The sequence below is a fragment of the Pseudomonas sp. S5D5 genome, assembly GCF_003013355.1.
In the GTDB taxonomy this organism is placed as follows: Bacteria; Pseudomonadota; Gammaproteobacteria; order Pseudomonadales; family Pseudomonadaceae; genus Aquipseudomonas; species Aquipseudomonas aylmerensis.
Genome location: NZ_PTEO01000001.1, coordinates 3,668,312 through 3,683,826, shown reverse-complemented (window position 1 = coordinate 3,683,826; position 15,515 = coordinate 3,668,312). Strand labels below are relative to the sequence as shown.

The 15,515-nt window shown below is 61.2% G+C and carries 14 protein-coding genes; 7 read left to right on the top strand and 7 right to left on the bottom strand.

From position 1 onward, the window contains the following. Positions 1 to 51 precede the first annotated feature (51 nt). Positions 52 to 1,686: a methyl-accepting chemotaxis protein gene (locus C9990_RS16880; protein WP_106804020.1), complete on the bottom strand. Its 1,635-nt coding sequence runs from the start codon at positions 1,684 to 1,686 to the stop codon at positions 52 to 54. 224 nt (positions 1,687 to 1,910) lie between these two features. On the opposite strand from C9990_RS16880, the gene C9990_RS16875 reads away from it, so the two are divergent. Both C9990_RS16875 and C9990_RS16870 read left to right on the top strand, forming a co-directional pair. Continuing rightward, complete coding sequence (locus C9990_RS16875; protein WP_106804019.1) at positions 1,911 to 2,741, top strand: undecaprenyl-diphosphate phosphatase; 831 nt, start codon at positions 1,911 to 1,913, stop codon at positions 2,739 to 2,741. Continuing rightward, positions 2,738 to 3,121: a DUF1294 domain-containing protein gene (locus C9990_RS16870; RefSeq protein WP_065904990.1), complete on the top strand. Its 384-nt coding sequence runs from the start codon at positions 2,738 to 2,740 to the stop codon at positions 3,119 to 3,121. Before C9990_RS16875 ends, C9990_RS16870 begins: the two co-directional genes overlap by 4 nt. Here the strand turns inward: C9990_RS16870 and C9990_RS16865 are convergent. Both C9990_RS16865 and C9990_RS16860 read right to left on the bottom strand, forming a co-directional pair. Then, complete coding sequence (locus C9990_RS16865; protein ID WP_065904991.1) at positions 3,110 to 3,466, bottom strand: MmcQ/YjbR family DNA-binding protein; 357 nt, start codon at positions 3,464 to 3,466, stop codon at positions 3,110 to 3,112. The genes C9990_RS16870 and C9990_RS16865 overlap by 12 nt on opposite strands. Further along, a complete protein-coding gene (locus C9990_RS16860) occupies positions 3,463 to 4,371 on the bottom strand; it encodes a LysR substrate-binding domain-containing protein (RefSeq protein ID WP_106804018.1) in 909 nt (302 codons plus the stop codon). Before C9990_RS16860 ends, C9990_RS16865 begins: the two co-directional genes overlap by 4 nt. Positions 4,372 to 4,566: 195 nt before the next feature. Here C9990_RS16860 and C9990_RS16855 point away from each other — a divergent pair, with 195 nt between their 5' ends. From C9990_RS16855 to C9990_RS16845, 3 genes are all read left to right on the top strand, one after another. Further along, positions 4,567 to 5,493, top strand: a complete 927-nt coding sequence (locus C9990_RS16855) for an AraC family transcriptional regulator (RefSeq protein ID WP_106804017.1) — start codon at positions 4,567 to 4,569, stop codon at positions 5,491 to 5,493. Between the two features lie 142 nt (positions 5,494 to 5,635). Beyond that, complete coding sequence (locus C9990_RS16850) at positions 5,636 to 6,247, top strand: FMN-dependent NADH-azoreductase (RefSeq protein WP_106804016.1); 612 nt, start codon at positions 5,636 to 5,638, stop codon at positions 6,245 to 6,247. 229 nt (positions 6,248 to 6,476) lie between these two features. After that, a complete protein-coding gene (locus C9990_RS16845) occupies positions 6,477 to 7,514 on the top strand; it encodes a dienelactone hydrolase (RefSeq protein WP_065904995.1) in 1,038 nt (345 codons plus the stop codon). Here C9990_RS16845 and C9990_RS16840 read toward each other — a convergent pair. From C9990_RS16840 to C9990_RS16830, 3 genes are all read right to left on the bottom strand, one after another. After that, positions 7,508 to 8,683 carry an MFS transporter gene (locus C9990_RS16840; protein WP_106804015.1) on the bottom strand — a complete coding sequence of 392 codons (1,176 nt, stop codon included), beginning with the start codon at positions 8,681 to 8,683 and terminating at the stop codon, positions 7,508 to 7,510. The two genes, C9990_RS16845 and C9990_RS16840, sit on opposite strands and share 7 nt — an antisense overlap. Before the next feature lie 490 nt (positions 8,684 to 9,173). Beyond that, positions 9,174 to 10,760 carry an ABC-F family ATPase gene (locus C9990_RS16835; protein ID WP_010210624.1) on the bottom strand — a complete coding sequence of 529 codons (1,587 nt, stop codon included), beginning with the start codon at positions 10,758 to 10,760 and terminating at the stop codon, positions 9,174 to 9,176. Positions 10,761 to 10,902: 142 nt separating this feature from the next. Continuing rightward, positions 10,903 to 12,141 carry an MFS transporter gene (locus C9990_RS16830; RefSeq protein ID WP_106805676.1) on the bottom strand — a complete coding sequence of 413 codons (1,239 nt, stop codon included), beginning with the start codon at positions 12,139 to 12,141 and terminating at the stop codon, positions 10,903 to 10,905. Between the two features lie 155 nt (positions 12,142 to 12,296). Here C9990_RS16830 and C9990_RS16825 point away from each other — a divergent pair, with 155 nt between their 5' ends. Further along, entirely contained in the window at positions 12,297 to 13,109 is an 813-nt protein-coding gene (locus tag C9990_RS16825; RefSeq protein WP_106804014.1) for a bifunctional 2-polyprenyl-6-hydroxyphenol methylase/3-demethylubiquinol 3-O-methyltransferase UbiG, read from the top strand. Positions 13,110 to 13,249: 140 nt separating this feature from the next. Here C9990_RS16825 and C9990_RS16820 read toward each other — a convergent pair whose 3' ends face one another. Then, complete coding sequence (locus C9990_RS16820) at positions 13,250 to 13,636, bottom strand: TIGR03067 domain-containing protein (protein ID WP_106804013.1); 387 nt, start codon at positions 13,634 to 13,636, stop codon at positions 13,250 to 13,252. Positions 13,637 to 14,034: 398 nt separating this feature from the next. Here C9990_RS16820 and C9990_RS16815 point away from each other — a divergent pair, with 398 nt between their 5' ends. After that, positions 14,035 to 15,351: a Wzz/FepE/Etk N-terminal domain-containing protein gene (locus C9990_RS16815; RefSeq protein WP_106804012.1), complete on the top strand. Its 1,317-nt coding sequence runs from the start codon at positions 14,035 to 14,037 to the stop codon at positions 15,349 to 15,351. Positions 15,352 to 15,515: the final 164 nt, after the last annotated feature.

The window sequence follows — 15,515 nt, the reverse complement described above, 5'->3', positions numbered from 1 at the left end:
AGTCTCGCATGGATCCCAAGGGCCTCATCGCCGGCCAGCCGGCACCTGCAGTCAGACTTTGAATTGGCGCAGCAGGCCGTCGAGCTGTTCGCTCAAGCCGCGCAACTGCACACTGGCGGCGCTCGACTGTTCCGCCGCCAGCGCCGTGCTGTGGGACAAGCCAGCCGCCTGGGTCACGTTCTGGTTGATGTCTTCGACTACGTGCGCCTGTTGCAGGGTGGCGCTGGCAATCGAGGCATTCAGGCCGTTGAGGTTGCGCAGGGCCTGGCCGATGGCATTGAGGCTGGCCCCGGCCTGGCCGGCCTGTTCGATGGTCAGCTGCGATGCGCTGTGGCTGTCGCTGATGACCTTGACCGCCGCTTCCGAATGCCCCTGCAAACGCTCGATCATCAGTTGGATCTCGGCAGTCGACTTCTGTGTGCGCTGGGCCAGCAGGCGCACTTCGTCGGCTACCACCGCAAAGCCACGGCCTTGTTCACCGGCACGTGCCGCTTCAATCGCGGCGTTCAGCGCGAGCAGGTTGGTCTGGTCGGCGATCGAGCGGATCACCTCCAGCACGCCGCCAATCTGCGTGCTTTCGCTGGACAGGGTGCGGATCACTTCGACGGCCTGGCGGATGGTGCCGGAGAGGTGGTCGATCTGCTGCAGGCTGCCGTCGATATTGACCTGGCCTTGCTGGGCCTGGACCTGGGCGTCGCGCATTTCGCTGGCGGCGTGTTCGGCGTTCTTGGCCACGTCCTGTACACCATAGGTGACCTCATTGATCGCGGTGGCCACCAGTTCCATCTGCTGGGACTGCTGCTGGCTGCGAGCATGGGCCTGGGTGGCGTTGGTGCCCAGCTCCCTGGACGACTCGCCGAGCGCATTGGCGCACACCTGCAACTGTCTGACCACCTGGCGCAGCTTGGCGGTGAAGCTGTTGAAGTGCCGGGACAGTTGGGTGACTTCGTCGTGGCCGTGGGTGTCGAGGCTGCGGGTGAGGTCGCTTTCGCCGCTGGCGATGTTGCCCATGGCGTTCACCGCTGCCTGCAATGGCTGCACGATGCTGCGGGCGATCAGCGTGACCAGCAGGGCCATGACCAGTGCGATGCCCAGGCCGATCACCGAGGCTTTCCACACCTGGCCGCTGAACTCGGCCTGCACATCATCCACGTACACGCCGGAGCCGATGATCCAGCCCCACGGCTCGAACAGCTGGATATACGAGGTTTTCGCCACCGGCGCTTCGGCGCCGGGTTTCGGCCAGCGGTAGTTGACGATGCCGGCGCCCTTGGCCTTGGCCAGGATCACGAATTCGTTGAACACCGCGAACCCATCGGGGTCACGGATGGCCGAGAGGTTCTGGCCGTCCAGCTTGGGGTTGGCCGGGTGCATGATCATCACGGGGGTGAGGTCGTTGATCCAGAAGTAGTCGTCATGGTCGTAGCGCAAGCCGCGCACCGCGCTCAAGGCCTGCTTCTGCGCAGCGTCACGGGTCATCACGCCGGTGGTTTCGAGGCTGTGATAAAACGTCAGGATGCCGCTGGCGGTCTGGACCACGTGCTGGGTCTGCTGGCGCTTGGCCTGGTACAGGTCGTCATGAATTTGCCTGAGCATCAATAAACCCAGGGCAAACAGCATCAGCACGGCGACTATCAGGATCAGCCAGAGGCGCCGACTGATCGACATATTGCGCAAACTGTTCATCGTCCTGTCACTCCGTGCTTTTTATAATTGTGGGTGCTGCATCGACTTTTACGCCTTGTCTGATAGGCTTTCGGCCTGCAATCGCAAAACCTGAGTACTGCCTGATTTTTCACAGAATTTTTGCAGGCCGGCGTTGAGAATCAACGCCGGGCCTTGGGTGTGCCCGTCAGTGAACATTAAAAGATAAACCAGGCATGCGATTGAGCATGACCTTTGGGGGAAGTATGGATTTGTGGACCGCCGCACAGGCATTGATTCTCGGCGTGGTGGAGGGGCTGACGGAGTTCTTGCCGATCTCCAGCACCGGCCACCAGATTATCGTCGCCGACCTGCTCGACTTCGGCGGCGAACGCGCCATGGCGTTCAACATCATCATCCAGCTCGGCGCGATCCTCGCGGTGGTCTGGGAGTTTCGCCGCAAGATCCTCGACGTGGTCACCGGCCTGCCGACCCAGCGCAACGCCCAGCGCTTCACGATCAACCTGTTGATCGCGTTTCTGCCGGCGGTGGTGCTCGGGGTGATCTTTGCCGACTTGATCCACCACTACCTGTTCAACCCCATTACCGTGGCCACGGCGCTGGTGGTGGGCGGCATCATCATGTTGTGGGCCGAACGGCGCCAGCATGAAGTGCACGCCGAAAGCGTGGACGAGATCACCTGGAAAGACGCGCTGAAGGTTGGGTTTGCGCAGTGCCTGGCGATGATTCCGGGCACCTCGCGCTCGGGCTCGACCATCATCGGTGGGTTGCTGTTCGGCCTGTCGCGCAAGACCGCCACCGAGTTCTCGTTCTTCCTGGCGATGCCGACCATGGTCGGTGCGGCGGTGTATTCGGGCTATAAGTACCGCGACCTGTTCCAGCCGGCTGACCTGCCGGTGTTTGCCATCGGCTTTGTCACCTCGTTCATCTTCGCGATGATCGCGGTCAAGGGCCTGCTCAAGTTCATCGCCAGCCACAGTTATGCGGCGTTTGCCTGGTACCGCATTGCGTTCGGCCTGCTGATCCTGGCGACCTGGCAGTTCGGCTGGATCGACTGGGCGGCCGCCAAGGCATGATGATCCAGCACCCGCGCCTGAAGGCGCTGATCTTCGTGCTGCTGTGCGCGGCGCCCGGGTTGGGCTCGGTACTGGTGTGGCTACGCGGTGAAACGCTGATCCCGCTGGTGGCGTATGGCGTGGTCAGCGTGATCGCGTTTTTCCTCTACTGGAGCGACAAGCGCAAGGCGCGTACCGACGGCTGGCGCACCCCGGAAAACATCCTCCACGCGGTGGAACTGGCGGGCGGCTGGCCGGGGGCGCTGATCGCGCAGCAGGTGTTTCGCCACAAGACCCGCAAGGTGTCGTACCAGGTGCTGTTCTGGGTGATCGTGTTGCTGCACCAGGTGTTCTGGCTCGACCAGTTGTTCCTCGGCGGCACGCTGGTTTCAGTCCTCTAGCAACAAACCGATCTGCGTGCGCTTGGGCAGCTTGCTCACCACCAACTGGTGGGAACGCTGCAACAAGCCGCGCAGTTCCTCGGCGCCCAGCGGGTAGGGCGTGTTCATGATGATCCACTGCGCCCGCGCCAAATACGGCGCCGGGTGAATGCCCGGGCGGTCGACATGGCCAAGGAACAGCTCCTTGTCGACCTTGAACGCCAACGAGTCACCGCGCAGGTTCTGCAGGGCAAACATCTTGTTGCCGGCAATCGAGAACACCCGCACGCCACCCCATTTGTAGTCTTCCCGCGCGCCGGGCAGGCTCAGACAGAAATCTGCGACGTGGGCTTCGGTCATCTTCATAGCAGGCGATCTCCACAGCCTTTGAACCCTTCTTCTAGGTAATCGATCCAGGCGCGAATGGCCGGCAGCACGCCGCGTCGATGCGGGTACACGGCCTGCAGCCAGCCACCCGGCAGGGACCATTGCGGCAGCAGTTGCACCAGGCGGCCGCTGGCCAGTTCTTCTTCGCAGTACATCATCGGCAGCACGGTAAAGCCCAGGCCCATGATCGCGCTGGCTTTGCGCACAATGAAGTCGTCGATGCCCAGCCGGGCTTCCATCGCCAGCTCGTGCGGGTTGCCCTGGGGGTCGAGGATGCGCTGGTGTACCAGGCGATCCGCCTCCAGCGCGCCGAGTATCGGCAACTGCTTGAGGTCGTCGAGGGTACTGACCTGGCGCCCGAGCATCAGGGCGGGGCTGGCGACCAGCACGGTCTGGGCCTGGCGCAGGCGCTTGGTCACCAGCAGCGGGTCCTCGTCACCGAGTTCGCGCACGCGCAGGGCCACGTCGATGCCTTCGGCGACCAGGTCGACGCGGCGGTTGACCAGGGTCATTTCCAGCTGGACCAGCGGGTGGGCGGCCAGAAACCCGGCCACCAGTTCCGGCAGAATGTGCTGGGCCATGCCCACCGGGCAACTCACCCGCAAGCGCCCGCGCGGTTCGCTGGACATACTGGCGACGGCTTCATCGGCCATTTCCGCTTCCAGCAGCATGGCCTGGCAGTGGCGCAGGTAGCGCTCGCCGACGGCGGTCAGGGTCAATTGGCGGGTGGTGCGCTGCAGCAGGCGCGCGCCGAGGCGTTCTTCCAGCTCGGCAATGCGCCGGGACAGGCGCGACTTGGGAATCCCCAACAGCCGCCCGGCGGCCGCAAAGCCACCGGCTTCGACGACTTTGGCGAAATAGTAGAGGTCGTTGAGGTCTTGCATGGTCGGCCTATTGTCCTGTCGATGGGACGAATCATCCGCGTCTGCGCAAGGCAAATCCACCCCAAAAAAGGCCAGCAGCAGTTGAGCGCTGGTTTTTTTGCACGGATCCACTGTACTGATTGCCTATTCCTATCAGGGCGTAGCGTCAGCCGGTCTGGCGCGATACCGTGTGTTTTTGCACTGGAGCCAGCCAGCATGGGCCGCATCGAAACAATCATCGAGTTGATGGGCCGCCTGGCGCCTGTCGAAGGCTATAACCTGACCGCACTCGATGACGTGCGCTTCCTGCGTTCCAACCGCCCGTTGCACCGCGTGCCGGTGCTCTACGATCCGGGCATCGTGATCGTGTGCCAAGGGCGCAAGCGCGGTTATCTCGGCGAGGACATCTACGTGTACGACGCCCAGCACTACCTGGTGGTGTCAGTGCCGGTGCCGTTCACCATGGAAACCGAGGCCACTGAACAAGCGCCAATGCTCGCGGTATACCTGCGCCTGGATTTCACCCTGGCGGCGGAGTTGATGCTGGCGCTGGATGACTTCCCGGGGCTGGATGAAGCCAAGCCCAGGGGCATGTATTCCTCGCCGATGGATGAGCCGCTCAGCGCGTCGCTGCTGCGCTTTCTCGAGGCCATGAGTGTGCCGATGGAGGCGCATATCCTTGGGCCCGCGCTGGTACGCGAGATCTATTACCGGATCCTCACGGGGGAGCAGGGCGGCTCGATGCGCGCCGCGCTGAATCGCCAGGGGCAGTTCGGCAAGGTCGCGCGGGCGATTCGCAAGATCCATGGGTGTTATCACCAGCACCTGGACGTGGAGGCGCTGGCCAGGGAAGCGATGATGAGCGTGCCGAGTTTTCACGCGCATTTTCGCACCGTCACCGACACCTCGCCGATGCAGTACCTCAAGTCCACGCGCTTGCACCAGGCGCGCCTGCTGATGCTGCGCAGCGATATCACCGCAGCCACGGCCAGCACCCAGGTCGGCTATGAAAGCGCCTCGCAGTTCAGTCGCGAGTTCAAGCGCTTCTTCGGCCGCACGCCGCAGGAGGAGATCCAGTGGATGAAGCGGACGTATGCGCTGCCCGCGCCTGCGTCGGCGTCGATCTACGTGTCGTCCCATTGAGTGTGAAGCGGGCTTGAGACAGCGCACTGTCCCGCTGACGAGACGAACAGTCGCATTTCAACCCTCTAATCGATCATTGGCTTCACCTGTAGGATCAACCTCACTTGATCGCCCTGTCGCGATCCTCACTTGGAGATCCCGCATGAAACTGTTGCATATCGATTCCAGCATCCTCGGCGACAACTCGGCTTCCCGTCAGCTCAGCGCTGGTGTGGTCAAGGCCTGGCAAGCGGCCGAGCCCGGTGTGGAAGTGACGTACCGCGACCTGGCCAGCGAAGGCATCAGCCACTTCTCCGGCGCGACCCTGGGCGCCCTGGGCACCGCCGCTGAACTGCGCGACGCCGCGCAAAAGCACGAAGCCGAACTGAGCGCCTCGTCGCTGGCCGAGTTCCTCGCCGCCGACGCCGTGGTGATCGGTGCGCCGATGTACAACTTCACCATTCCAACCCAGTTGAAAGCCTGGATCGACCGTATCGCGGTCGCCGGCCAGACCTTCCGCTACACCGAAGCCGGCCCGGAAGGCCTGTGCGGCAACAAGAAAGTCATCATCGTATCCACCGCCGGCGGCCTGCATGCTGGCCAGGCGTCGGGCGCGGCCCATGAAGGCTACCTGAAATTGCTGTTTGGCTTCCTTGGCATCACTGACATCGAAATCGTGCGCGCCGAAGGCCTGGCCTACGGTGACGAAGTGCGCAGCAAGTCCCTGAGCGACGCCAACGCACAGATCAACCAGCAGTTGTTCGCCGCCGCGTAAGGCTTGTGTAAATTTCGCCTCTGCCCCGTTTCAATCTGAAGCGGGGCGCCTAAACTCTGTATTCTGGCCGCCTGAAAACGACCGGAGTACGGAGTTTTTTCGTTTGCCCGCTGTCTTTACTTTGGCCCAGGTTATGCACACATGGGTTTACCACCCGGTGCGAGTACCTTGAACCATGGACTTTTCAATCAGACATGCCGGTTTTAATGCAGCAAAGGTGGACATCCTCATGATGCGTCTTTGTGCTGTTATGGTTCTTTTCCTGCTGGGCGGCCTGATTTCAGTGCATGCCGCGCCTGCCCCGCACCCGCACTGGAGTGTGGGCTTCCACCGCATGACGTTTCTCGACCCGCTCGACCTGCAGCCGATGAAAGCCGTCGCCTTCTACCCCTCCACCGGGCTTGAGCACACCACGCAGTTGGGCGCCTACCATGTCGCGGCCACTGAAGATGCGAAGATCGCCATCGGGCGTTTCCCGATGTTGATGCTGTCCCATGGCAACACCGGTACGCCACTGGCCCTGCATGACCTGGCCACCTCGCTGGCGCGCAAAGGCTTTGTAGTGGTGGCGGTGCTGCACCCGGGTGACAACTACAAGGACCACAGCCGCCTTGGCACCGTGAGCAACCTGTATGGCCGGCCGATCCAGATTTCCGAAGCCATCACCGCCACCCTGGGCGACCCGATGCTGTCGCCGTTCGTCAACGTCAATCAGGTCGGGGTCATCGGCTATTCGGCTGGGGGTGAAACTGCGTTGATCCTGGCGGGGGCCAAGCCGGATTTCGACCGCCTGCGCCGCTATTGCCAGGAGCGCCCGGAAGACCGCGACGCCTGCACCACCAAAGGCGAGTTGGTGGTGGACCGTGACGACCTGCAACCGCAATCCGACCCGCGTATCCATGCCTTGATGCTGATGGCGCCGCTGAGCTTGATGTTCGGCCGCCAGACGTTGGCTGATGTGCATGTGCCGGTGTTGCTCTACAGCGGCGACGGCGACAAGCTGGTAGCCGTGGACAAGAACGCCGCGGCCCTGGCGCGCAAGCTGCCGGAGCCGCCGGACTTCAAGCTGCTGGCCGGGGCCGGGCATTTTGTGTTCATGGCGCCGTGCGACAGCGATCAATTGGCGGCGATGCCGGCGATCTGCACCGATGCCGATGGCGTCGACCGCGAAGGCATCCACCGTGACCTGATCTCCGAGGCCGGGCGCTTTTTCGGCCACACCCTCGGCCAATCCACCCGCGCCGGGTTGCAGACTGCCGATCAGTAAGCGCGACGCTTGAGCGACACCGTCAAGCCCAGGGCGGTGACCGACAGCAGCGCTGCGCAGAAGAAAATCCAGCCGTAGCCGAGGTTCAGCGCCACGGCGCCCATCAGTGGCCCGGCAATCGCCAGGGCCAGGTCGAAAAACACCGCATAGGCACTCAAACCCGCGCCCCGGCTGCTGTTGGGCACTTGCTTGATGGCTTCCACGCCGAGCGCCGGGTACACCAGCGACAAACCGAAACCGGTCAGCCCGGCACCGATCAAGGCCACGCCAGTGGAGGGTGCCAGCCACAGCAGCGTGAGGCCCACGGTCTCGATGGTCATGCAGGCAATGGCCGCGCGAAAGCCGCCGAAGCGGCTGATCGCCGAGATGAACACCAGCCGCGACAGGATAAAGCACACGCCAAAGACCGTGAGGCAGTACGCCGCGCCGGCCCAACCGCGGTTGAGGTAATACAGGGTAATAAACGTGGTCAGCGTGCCGTAGCCGATCGACGCCAGGCACAGGCTCGCACCAAACGGCGCGATGCGCCCGAACACGGCCCAGAACGGCAGGCGCTCGCCACGCACCACCGGCACCGAGGGCTTGTTGCGGATCAGCACCAGGCCCAATGCCGCCAGTATCGTCAGGGCGATGCCCAGGCTGCTGTAGCCATAGTCGGCGACCATCACCACCCCCAGCGGTGCGCCGATGGCGATGGCGCCGTAGGACGCAATACCGTTCCAGGAAATCGAACGCGCGGTGTGTTCGGCGCCCACCGCGCCCATGCACCAACTGATGGTGCCCACGCCGATCAGGCCCTGGGCCACACCCAGCAGCAGCCGGGCGGCAATCAGGATGGCCAGGCTCAAGTTGGGCAGGCTTTCTGCCAGCGTGGCGAAAAACGTCAGCACACCACTGAGCAGAATGCCCGCCAGGCCCAGGACGATCGCGCGCTTGGTACCGACGTTGTCGGACATGCGCCCGGCCATGGGGCGGCTGAGCAGGGTGGCCAGGTACTGCGAGCCAATGGTCACGCCGGCCACTACTGCGCTGAATCCCAGTTGCTCGTGCACATAGCCAGGAATGACCGCAATCGGCAGGCCGATGCAGATGAACGCGATGAAGGTGTAGAAGACGATGGAGACGATCTGCAGGGTGATCGACAGGGAACTGGGGGCGGCGTCAGACATGGTCACTCATTCGCGGGCGGGCGGTGAGGGCATGATGGCAAGGGGCAGGGGGAAAAGGAAGCAGGCTAACTACTTTGTTTGAAGTGGAGTGGGGCTTTGATTTCGGTGGGTAAGCTTATTGGTAGTGTGCAGGCTTATTGCGGTGTGCAGGCCTATTTGTGGTGAGCAAGCTTATTTGAGGTGGCAGGCATATTTGAGGTGAGCAAGTTTATTTGAGGTCAGCAAGCTTATTGTGGCGAGCAGGCTTGCCCTGCGTTGGGCTGCGAAGCAGCCCCTATAAAAAGCACCGCGTTCTGCCAGACAGAGCGCGGTGTTTGAATTTAGGGCTGCTTCGCAGCCCAACGCAGGGCAAGCCTGCTCACCACAATAAGTCTGTCAGCCACAATGAGCTTGCCAGCCACAATAGGCCTGTCAGTCACAACAGGCTTGCAAGCCACAACAGGCCTGCTGATCACAGCAAGCCTGCTGACCACAGGGACAGCGACGCGATTTAGAACACCACGCCTTGGCTGCGCAGGTAGTCGTCGTAGGTACCGCTGAAGTCGATCACGCCGGTGGCGCTCAACTCGATGATGCGCGTGGCCAGGGACGATACGAACTCGCGGTCGTGGCTGACGAAGATCAGCGTGCCCGGGTAGTTCTCCAGCGCCAGGTTCAGCGCTTCGATGGATTCCATGTCCAAGTGGTTGGTCGGTTCGTCCATGATCAGCACGTTCGGCTTTTGCAGGATCAGCTTGCCGAACAGCATGCGGCCTTGCTCACCACCGGAAATCACCTTGACCGACTTCTGGATCTCGTCGTTGGAGAACAGCATGCGACCCAAGGTGCCACGGATCATCTGCTCGCCTTGCGTCCACTGGCCCATCCAGTCGAACAGGGTGACGTCGTCTTCGAAGTCATGCGCGTGGTCCTGGGCGTAGTAGCCCAGTTCCGCGGCGTCGGTCCACTTGATGCTACCGGCATCCGGGGTCAGTTCGTTGACCAGGGTGCGCAGCAGGGTGGTTTTGCCGATACCGTTCGGGCCGATGATCGCCACGCGCTCGCCGGCTTCAACCTGGAAGCTGAAGTCCTTGAACAGCGGCTTGCCGTCGAAACCCTTGGCCATGCGCTCGACGATGACCGCCTGGCGGTGCAGTTTTTTGTTCTGCTCGAAACGGATGAACGGGCTCACGCGGCTCGAAGGCTTGACCTCGGCCAGCTGGATCTTGTCGATCGCCTTGGCACGCGAGGTGGCCTGCTTGGCTTTCGAGGCGTTGGCCGAGAAGCGGCTGACGAACGATTGCAGTTCGGAGATCTGCGCTTTCTTCTTGGCGTTGTCCGACAGCAGTTGCTCGCGGGACTGGGTCGCCACGGTCATGTACTCGTCGTAGTTGCCCGGGAACAGGCGCAACTCGCCGTAGTCCAGGTCAGCCATGTGGGTGCACACGCTGTTCAGGAAGTGACGGTCGTGAGAGATGATGATCATCAGGCTGGAGCGCTGGGTCAGGATGTTTTCCAGCCAGCGGATGGTGTTGATGTCCAGGTGGTTGGTCGGTTCGTCGAGCAACAGCACTTCAGGATCGGAGAACAGCGCCTGGGCCAGCAGCACGCGCAGTTTCCAGCCGGGCGACACTTCGCTCATCGGGCCGAAATGCTGTTCCAGGGGAATGCCCAGGCCCAGCAGCAGTTCGCCGGCGCGGGACTCGGCGGTGTAGCCGTCCATCTCGGCGAACTCGGTTTCCAGCTCGGCCACGGCCATGCCGTCTTCTTCGCTCATTTCCGGCAGCGAGTAGATGCGATCGCGCTCGGCCTTGACTTTCCACAGTTCCTCGTGGCCCATGATCACGGTGTCGAGTACGGTGAATTCTTCGTAGGCGAACTGGTCCTGGCGCAATTTACCCAGGCGAACATTCGGCTCCAGCATGACCTGGCCGCCCGACGGATCGAGGTCGCCACCGAGGATTTTCATGAAGGTCGACTTGCCGCAACCGTTGGCACCGATCAGACCATACCGGTTGCCGGCGCCGAACTTGACCGAAACGTTCTCGAAGAGCGGCTTGGCGCCGAACTGCATGGTGATGTTAGCTGTGGAGATCAATTACTTTACCTATCAATGGGTTGCGAGCGTGGCGGCAGGAGCCTTCAGGCATGCATCAACAGCGACATCAAGGCGCGAAACCCGGTCGCTGAGCAAAAAATGGGGGATGTGTGTTGGAATTTGGCGCGCATTGTCGCATATGTCAGGCGACAGTTGTATGGCAGGCGAAAGATGCTTTCACCAAGGTCTCCGGCATCGCCAGCCAGACCAGCGCCAAGGCCACCGCAGCCACGCCCGCGAGGGTCAGGAACGCCGCGTTGTAGCCAGCCTGTTGGACTACCAGGCCGGCCAGGCTGCTGCTCAATGCCGCGCCCAGGCCAAAAACAGTCGACAGCGCGCCCAGGCTGACGTTGAAGCGTCCGGTACCCTGGGTCAGGTCCTTGACGATCACCGGGAACAGCGCGCCGAAGATCCCCGCGCCGATGCCATCGAGCATTTGCACTGCCACCAGCCAATAGGGGTCGTTGGACAGCGTATAGAGCATTGCGCGCAAGGGCAGAATCAGGAAACCGGCGAGCAGCAGCGGCTTGCGTCCCCACACATCGGCCTTGAGGCCCACCAGCCAGGCCATCGGCACCATCACCAATTGCGCCGCGACGATGCAGGCCGACGTCAGTGGCGTGGCCATCTGCAGGTTGATTTGCGCCAGCTTCTGGCTGACCAACGGCAGCATGGCGGCATTCGCCAGGTGAAACAGTGCACAGCAAATGGCAAACACCAGCAGGGGGCGGTTGGCCAACAACACGCTAATGCCAGACGGCTGTTCGTGGTCATTGGTGTGGGCCGGGTCGAAACCACGGGCGACCTCGTGGTCGATCGCCTTCGCCGAGACGCAACTGACCGCAACGATACTGGCTGCCGCCATAAACCCCATCAGGTAAAACACCACCACCGGACCAAACAGATACGCCAGGCCCCCGGCCAGCAACGCGGCTACGGCATTGCCGGCATGATTGAAGGTCTCGTTGCGCCCGGTGCGGCGAGTAAAGGCGCGCGGCCCGGTGATTCCCAGAGAGATGGCAGAGATGGCGGGCGCGAAGACCGAGGCAGCAATGGCGCTGGCCGCCTGGGTAACGGCCACCAGGCTGAAAGAACTGACAAATGGCAGCAGCAGGCAACTGACCGTCACCAAAATCGCCGCCACTGCAATCACCGCACGTTTACTGCGCGTGCGATCAATCAGTGCGCCCGCCGGACCTTGAGTGATCAGCGCGGCAATCCCCGCCAGCGTCATGACCACGCCGATGCTGGCCGGGTCCCACTTGTGTACCGCCAGCAGATAAATCGCCAGGTACGGACCGAGGCCGTCGCGCACATCTGCCAGAAAGAAATTCAGGCCGTCCAGGGATAGGGTATTACGCAGATCGGAGGGCTTGGCCATGGCGCGGTCTTCGCAGAGGGTGTTCAACGGCTGAACACTGCATGGCGTAGTGACCTGCAAGGTTTGCGTTAAGTTTCGTACGTCTTCCGGGGTTTTAATCCGCAGGCTCTTGGCTTATTTTCAGTCCCTCGCTGTAACAATTATCTGGAGACGCAATGGACATGCCCTCAGCTCAGCAGGCGATTACCTCTAACAAGGATGCCTGGGACCAATCCGCCGGCCTGCACAGGACCACCGACACCTGGAACGCGCTGCTCAGCCGGGTCGGCGCTGCGGATTTTTCCTGCCTGGACCCCACCATCACCGGCTTGCTGCACGACATCGGCATCGCGGGCAAGGACGTGGTGCAACTGTGCTGCAACAACGGTCGCGAAAGCCTGTCACTGTTCGGCCTGGGCGCGCGTTCGGTGGTGGGAATCGACCAATCCCGGGCGTTTTTGCAGCAGGCCCATGAGCTGGCTGCGGTTTCTCCGCACAGCCCGGAATTTATCGAAAGCGATATTCACCAGTTGCCGCACCACCTGCACGGGCGATTTGATATTGCCCTGGTGACCATCGGTGTGCTGGGTTGGATGCCGGATGTGGCACTGTTCATGCGTCATGTCGCCGACACCTTGAAGCCCGGCGGCACGCTGGTGATGTATGAAACCCATCCGTTCCTGGAGGTGTTCGACCCCCGCGCGCAAAATCCGCTACTGCCCGCCCATTCGTACTTCCAGCGTGAGCCGTTTGTGCTGCAGGAGTCGATTGTCTATGAAGGGCAGGGCGAAGTGGCCGGGCCGACCTCCTATTGGTATGTGCATACGCTGGGGGATGTGGTCAGTGCCGCGATTGACGCGCAGCTGCAGATCAGCCACCTGCAGGAATACGGCCACTCCAATCGCGAAGAACTCTACGACCAGTACGAGCACCAGCCTGCGCAATTACCCCTGTGTTTTACCCTCGCCGCGACCAAGCGTGCTCCCTGATTCGGGGCTTTCCGAGCGGCCAAAAAAAGCCCGCGAGGAGAGGCGGGCTAAGGGATTCACTGGAGTAGGTAGGCTTCACCCTATAGACCCGCAAGTGAAGGCTTTGTGAAAATGCTGTCGAAAGTTCGGATGAGCCGGGGTCAAGTACGGCGTACGAAAGTGCGCATGGTTTGACCTGGGCCAGTACTGAACGAGAGGGGCCTGGGCATACTTTCATCTGCGGCAATAAACACAAACTCATCCCCTTCGAGGCGATAACTGGCGGGCAATTGCTTGCCGGCATCCTCTCCTATGGAGTCCACCCAGGTAATGCTCTTGGGAACCGTGGTGCTGTCCAGGGAAAACCGCCCAGCCAGCAATACCTCGCCACTGACGGTCTTCACTTCGAAGTGCTCGCCGGTAATCGTGGTGATTGCTCCAGGAGCGGTGTGGGCGTCGGGGGGATTGAGCACGCCGTTGTCTTCGAGTGAGGTCTGCTCCCAGGCACCTTGCAGGGCTAGAAAATCCGGGTCTGAAATGGATGACATACAAATTCCTTTTTGCTGAAGGACCAATCGCTGGTCGTTAGGGACAATGTGGCAGGTTTGCGTACCAGAAGCTTAACCGCGTGTAGGAATTGTCTTATTTTTCAGGTTTAAATGTAATTTTTCCTTTCCCGACAGGCAATTAGCGTTACTTTGCCTGGCCGCCGGGTAACGTCTCGTAACGGACCGTCTATGCTCCGGGTGTCTGCCAGTCATGACACCCGGGTAACTGAAATGAAACGTCACGCCGTCAGGTGTGAAGGTTCAATCAATTGGGTGGTCCCTCTGCCGGCAGAGGGCCATGTGTATCGTGTGCCCGGACGTTGCCCCCTGTTTATTCAGTCGTTATCCAGGTTTGATTTTTTGGGCACTGGATTTCAACTCATCAGGGTGTATGAATCTTGAATAACACTCCCCAGCTCCATCAACATTTACCGTCGGACGAGATTGATCTATTTGAACTGTTTCACGCGATCTGGAAGCACAAGAAACGGGTCATCGGTTGCACGATTCTGGCGGGCCTTCTGGGAGTAGGCTACGCGTTTCTGGCACCCAGGGTTTACCAGGTGAGCAGTGTGCTTCGGCCTGCAGCGATCAATGAATTGGATGCCCTGAATCGCTCTGACGTCTACCGGCTGCCGCCCGCCGAGGCATTGGCCAAGGTGGGCATGCAATTGGACTCTTACGAGGCCCGCCTGGGTTTTTTCCGGGCTAACCCGGCACTGTTCGAAGCGTTCCAGCGTCCAGGGCGAAGCCTGGAGCAGAGCTTTGAAGCGTTCAATCGCAATGCCATCAACCTGATGTTGCCGGATCCGAAAAAATCCGAACCCCTCAACAGTTCGATCCGGGTGGAGATGCAGTACCCCACGGGCATTGACGGCGTGGCGATTCTCAACGGATTCGTCGACTACGCGATTGCGCAGGAGCGCAGCCAGGTGGGCGCGGATTTCAAGGTGATCGTCAACAACCGTCTCAATGAGCTGAAGGGCAAAATTGACGCGGCGCGGAGCAATTACGAAACCGCCAAGGCGGCGAAAATCGCCAGGCTTTTGGAGGACGATAAGGTCAAGCGCGCGCGACTGCAGGACGAACTCAGCGCCTTGCACTTGCAACTGAAGATGGAGCGTACCAGTCACCTGGCGGAACTCGACGAGGCGATCTCGATTGCCAGGGCTGTCGGCATCCGGACTCCCACTGCGCCCTCGGCCATGGGCGCTGATGCTTCCGGTAGATCCAGCCAGGTCATGCGCACCGTGGTGACCAACCAGAAGCTGCCGCTGTATTTCATGGGTACGGAAGTCCTGGAAGCTGAGCGCAAGGCACTGCAACGGCGTACCAACGATGATTTCACCAACAGTCGTGTCGCCGAGATCAGCAAGGAACTGCGCATGCTTGATGTGAATCGTGAGGTCGAGGTGCTCAACGATCGCAAGAATGAGGACATATTCCTGCAGAACGTGGAGCCCTTGTGGGCAGAAGAGGCCCGGCTGCGCAGCCTCAACATCGACATGAGTACGTTGAAATTGGTGACGGTGGACCGCCAGGCCCAGGAACCGCTGAACCCGATAAAACCCAAGGGCGCGTTGATTATCGCCCTTAGCGTGGTGGCCGGGCTGCTGCTGGGTATATTGCTGGCATTGATTACCCACTTCGCGCAGGTGCGACGTGAAAACGGGCCTTTTTCGGTGACCGCCGATCGCCGTCTCCCGCTGCGCTAGCGCGGGCCAGACACCTCGCGGGCGGGCTGTAAAGCCTGCCCGCCGAGGTCGTCGCCCATCACATTCACAAGACAGCTTTTCACAATTCTTAGTTAACTTTTGGTTACAACTTGTGGCTAAATAACTGCCAATGGCCACGAACCAGGTTGTCAACCAGGCTTGGT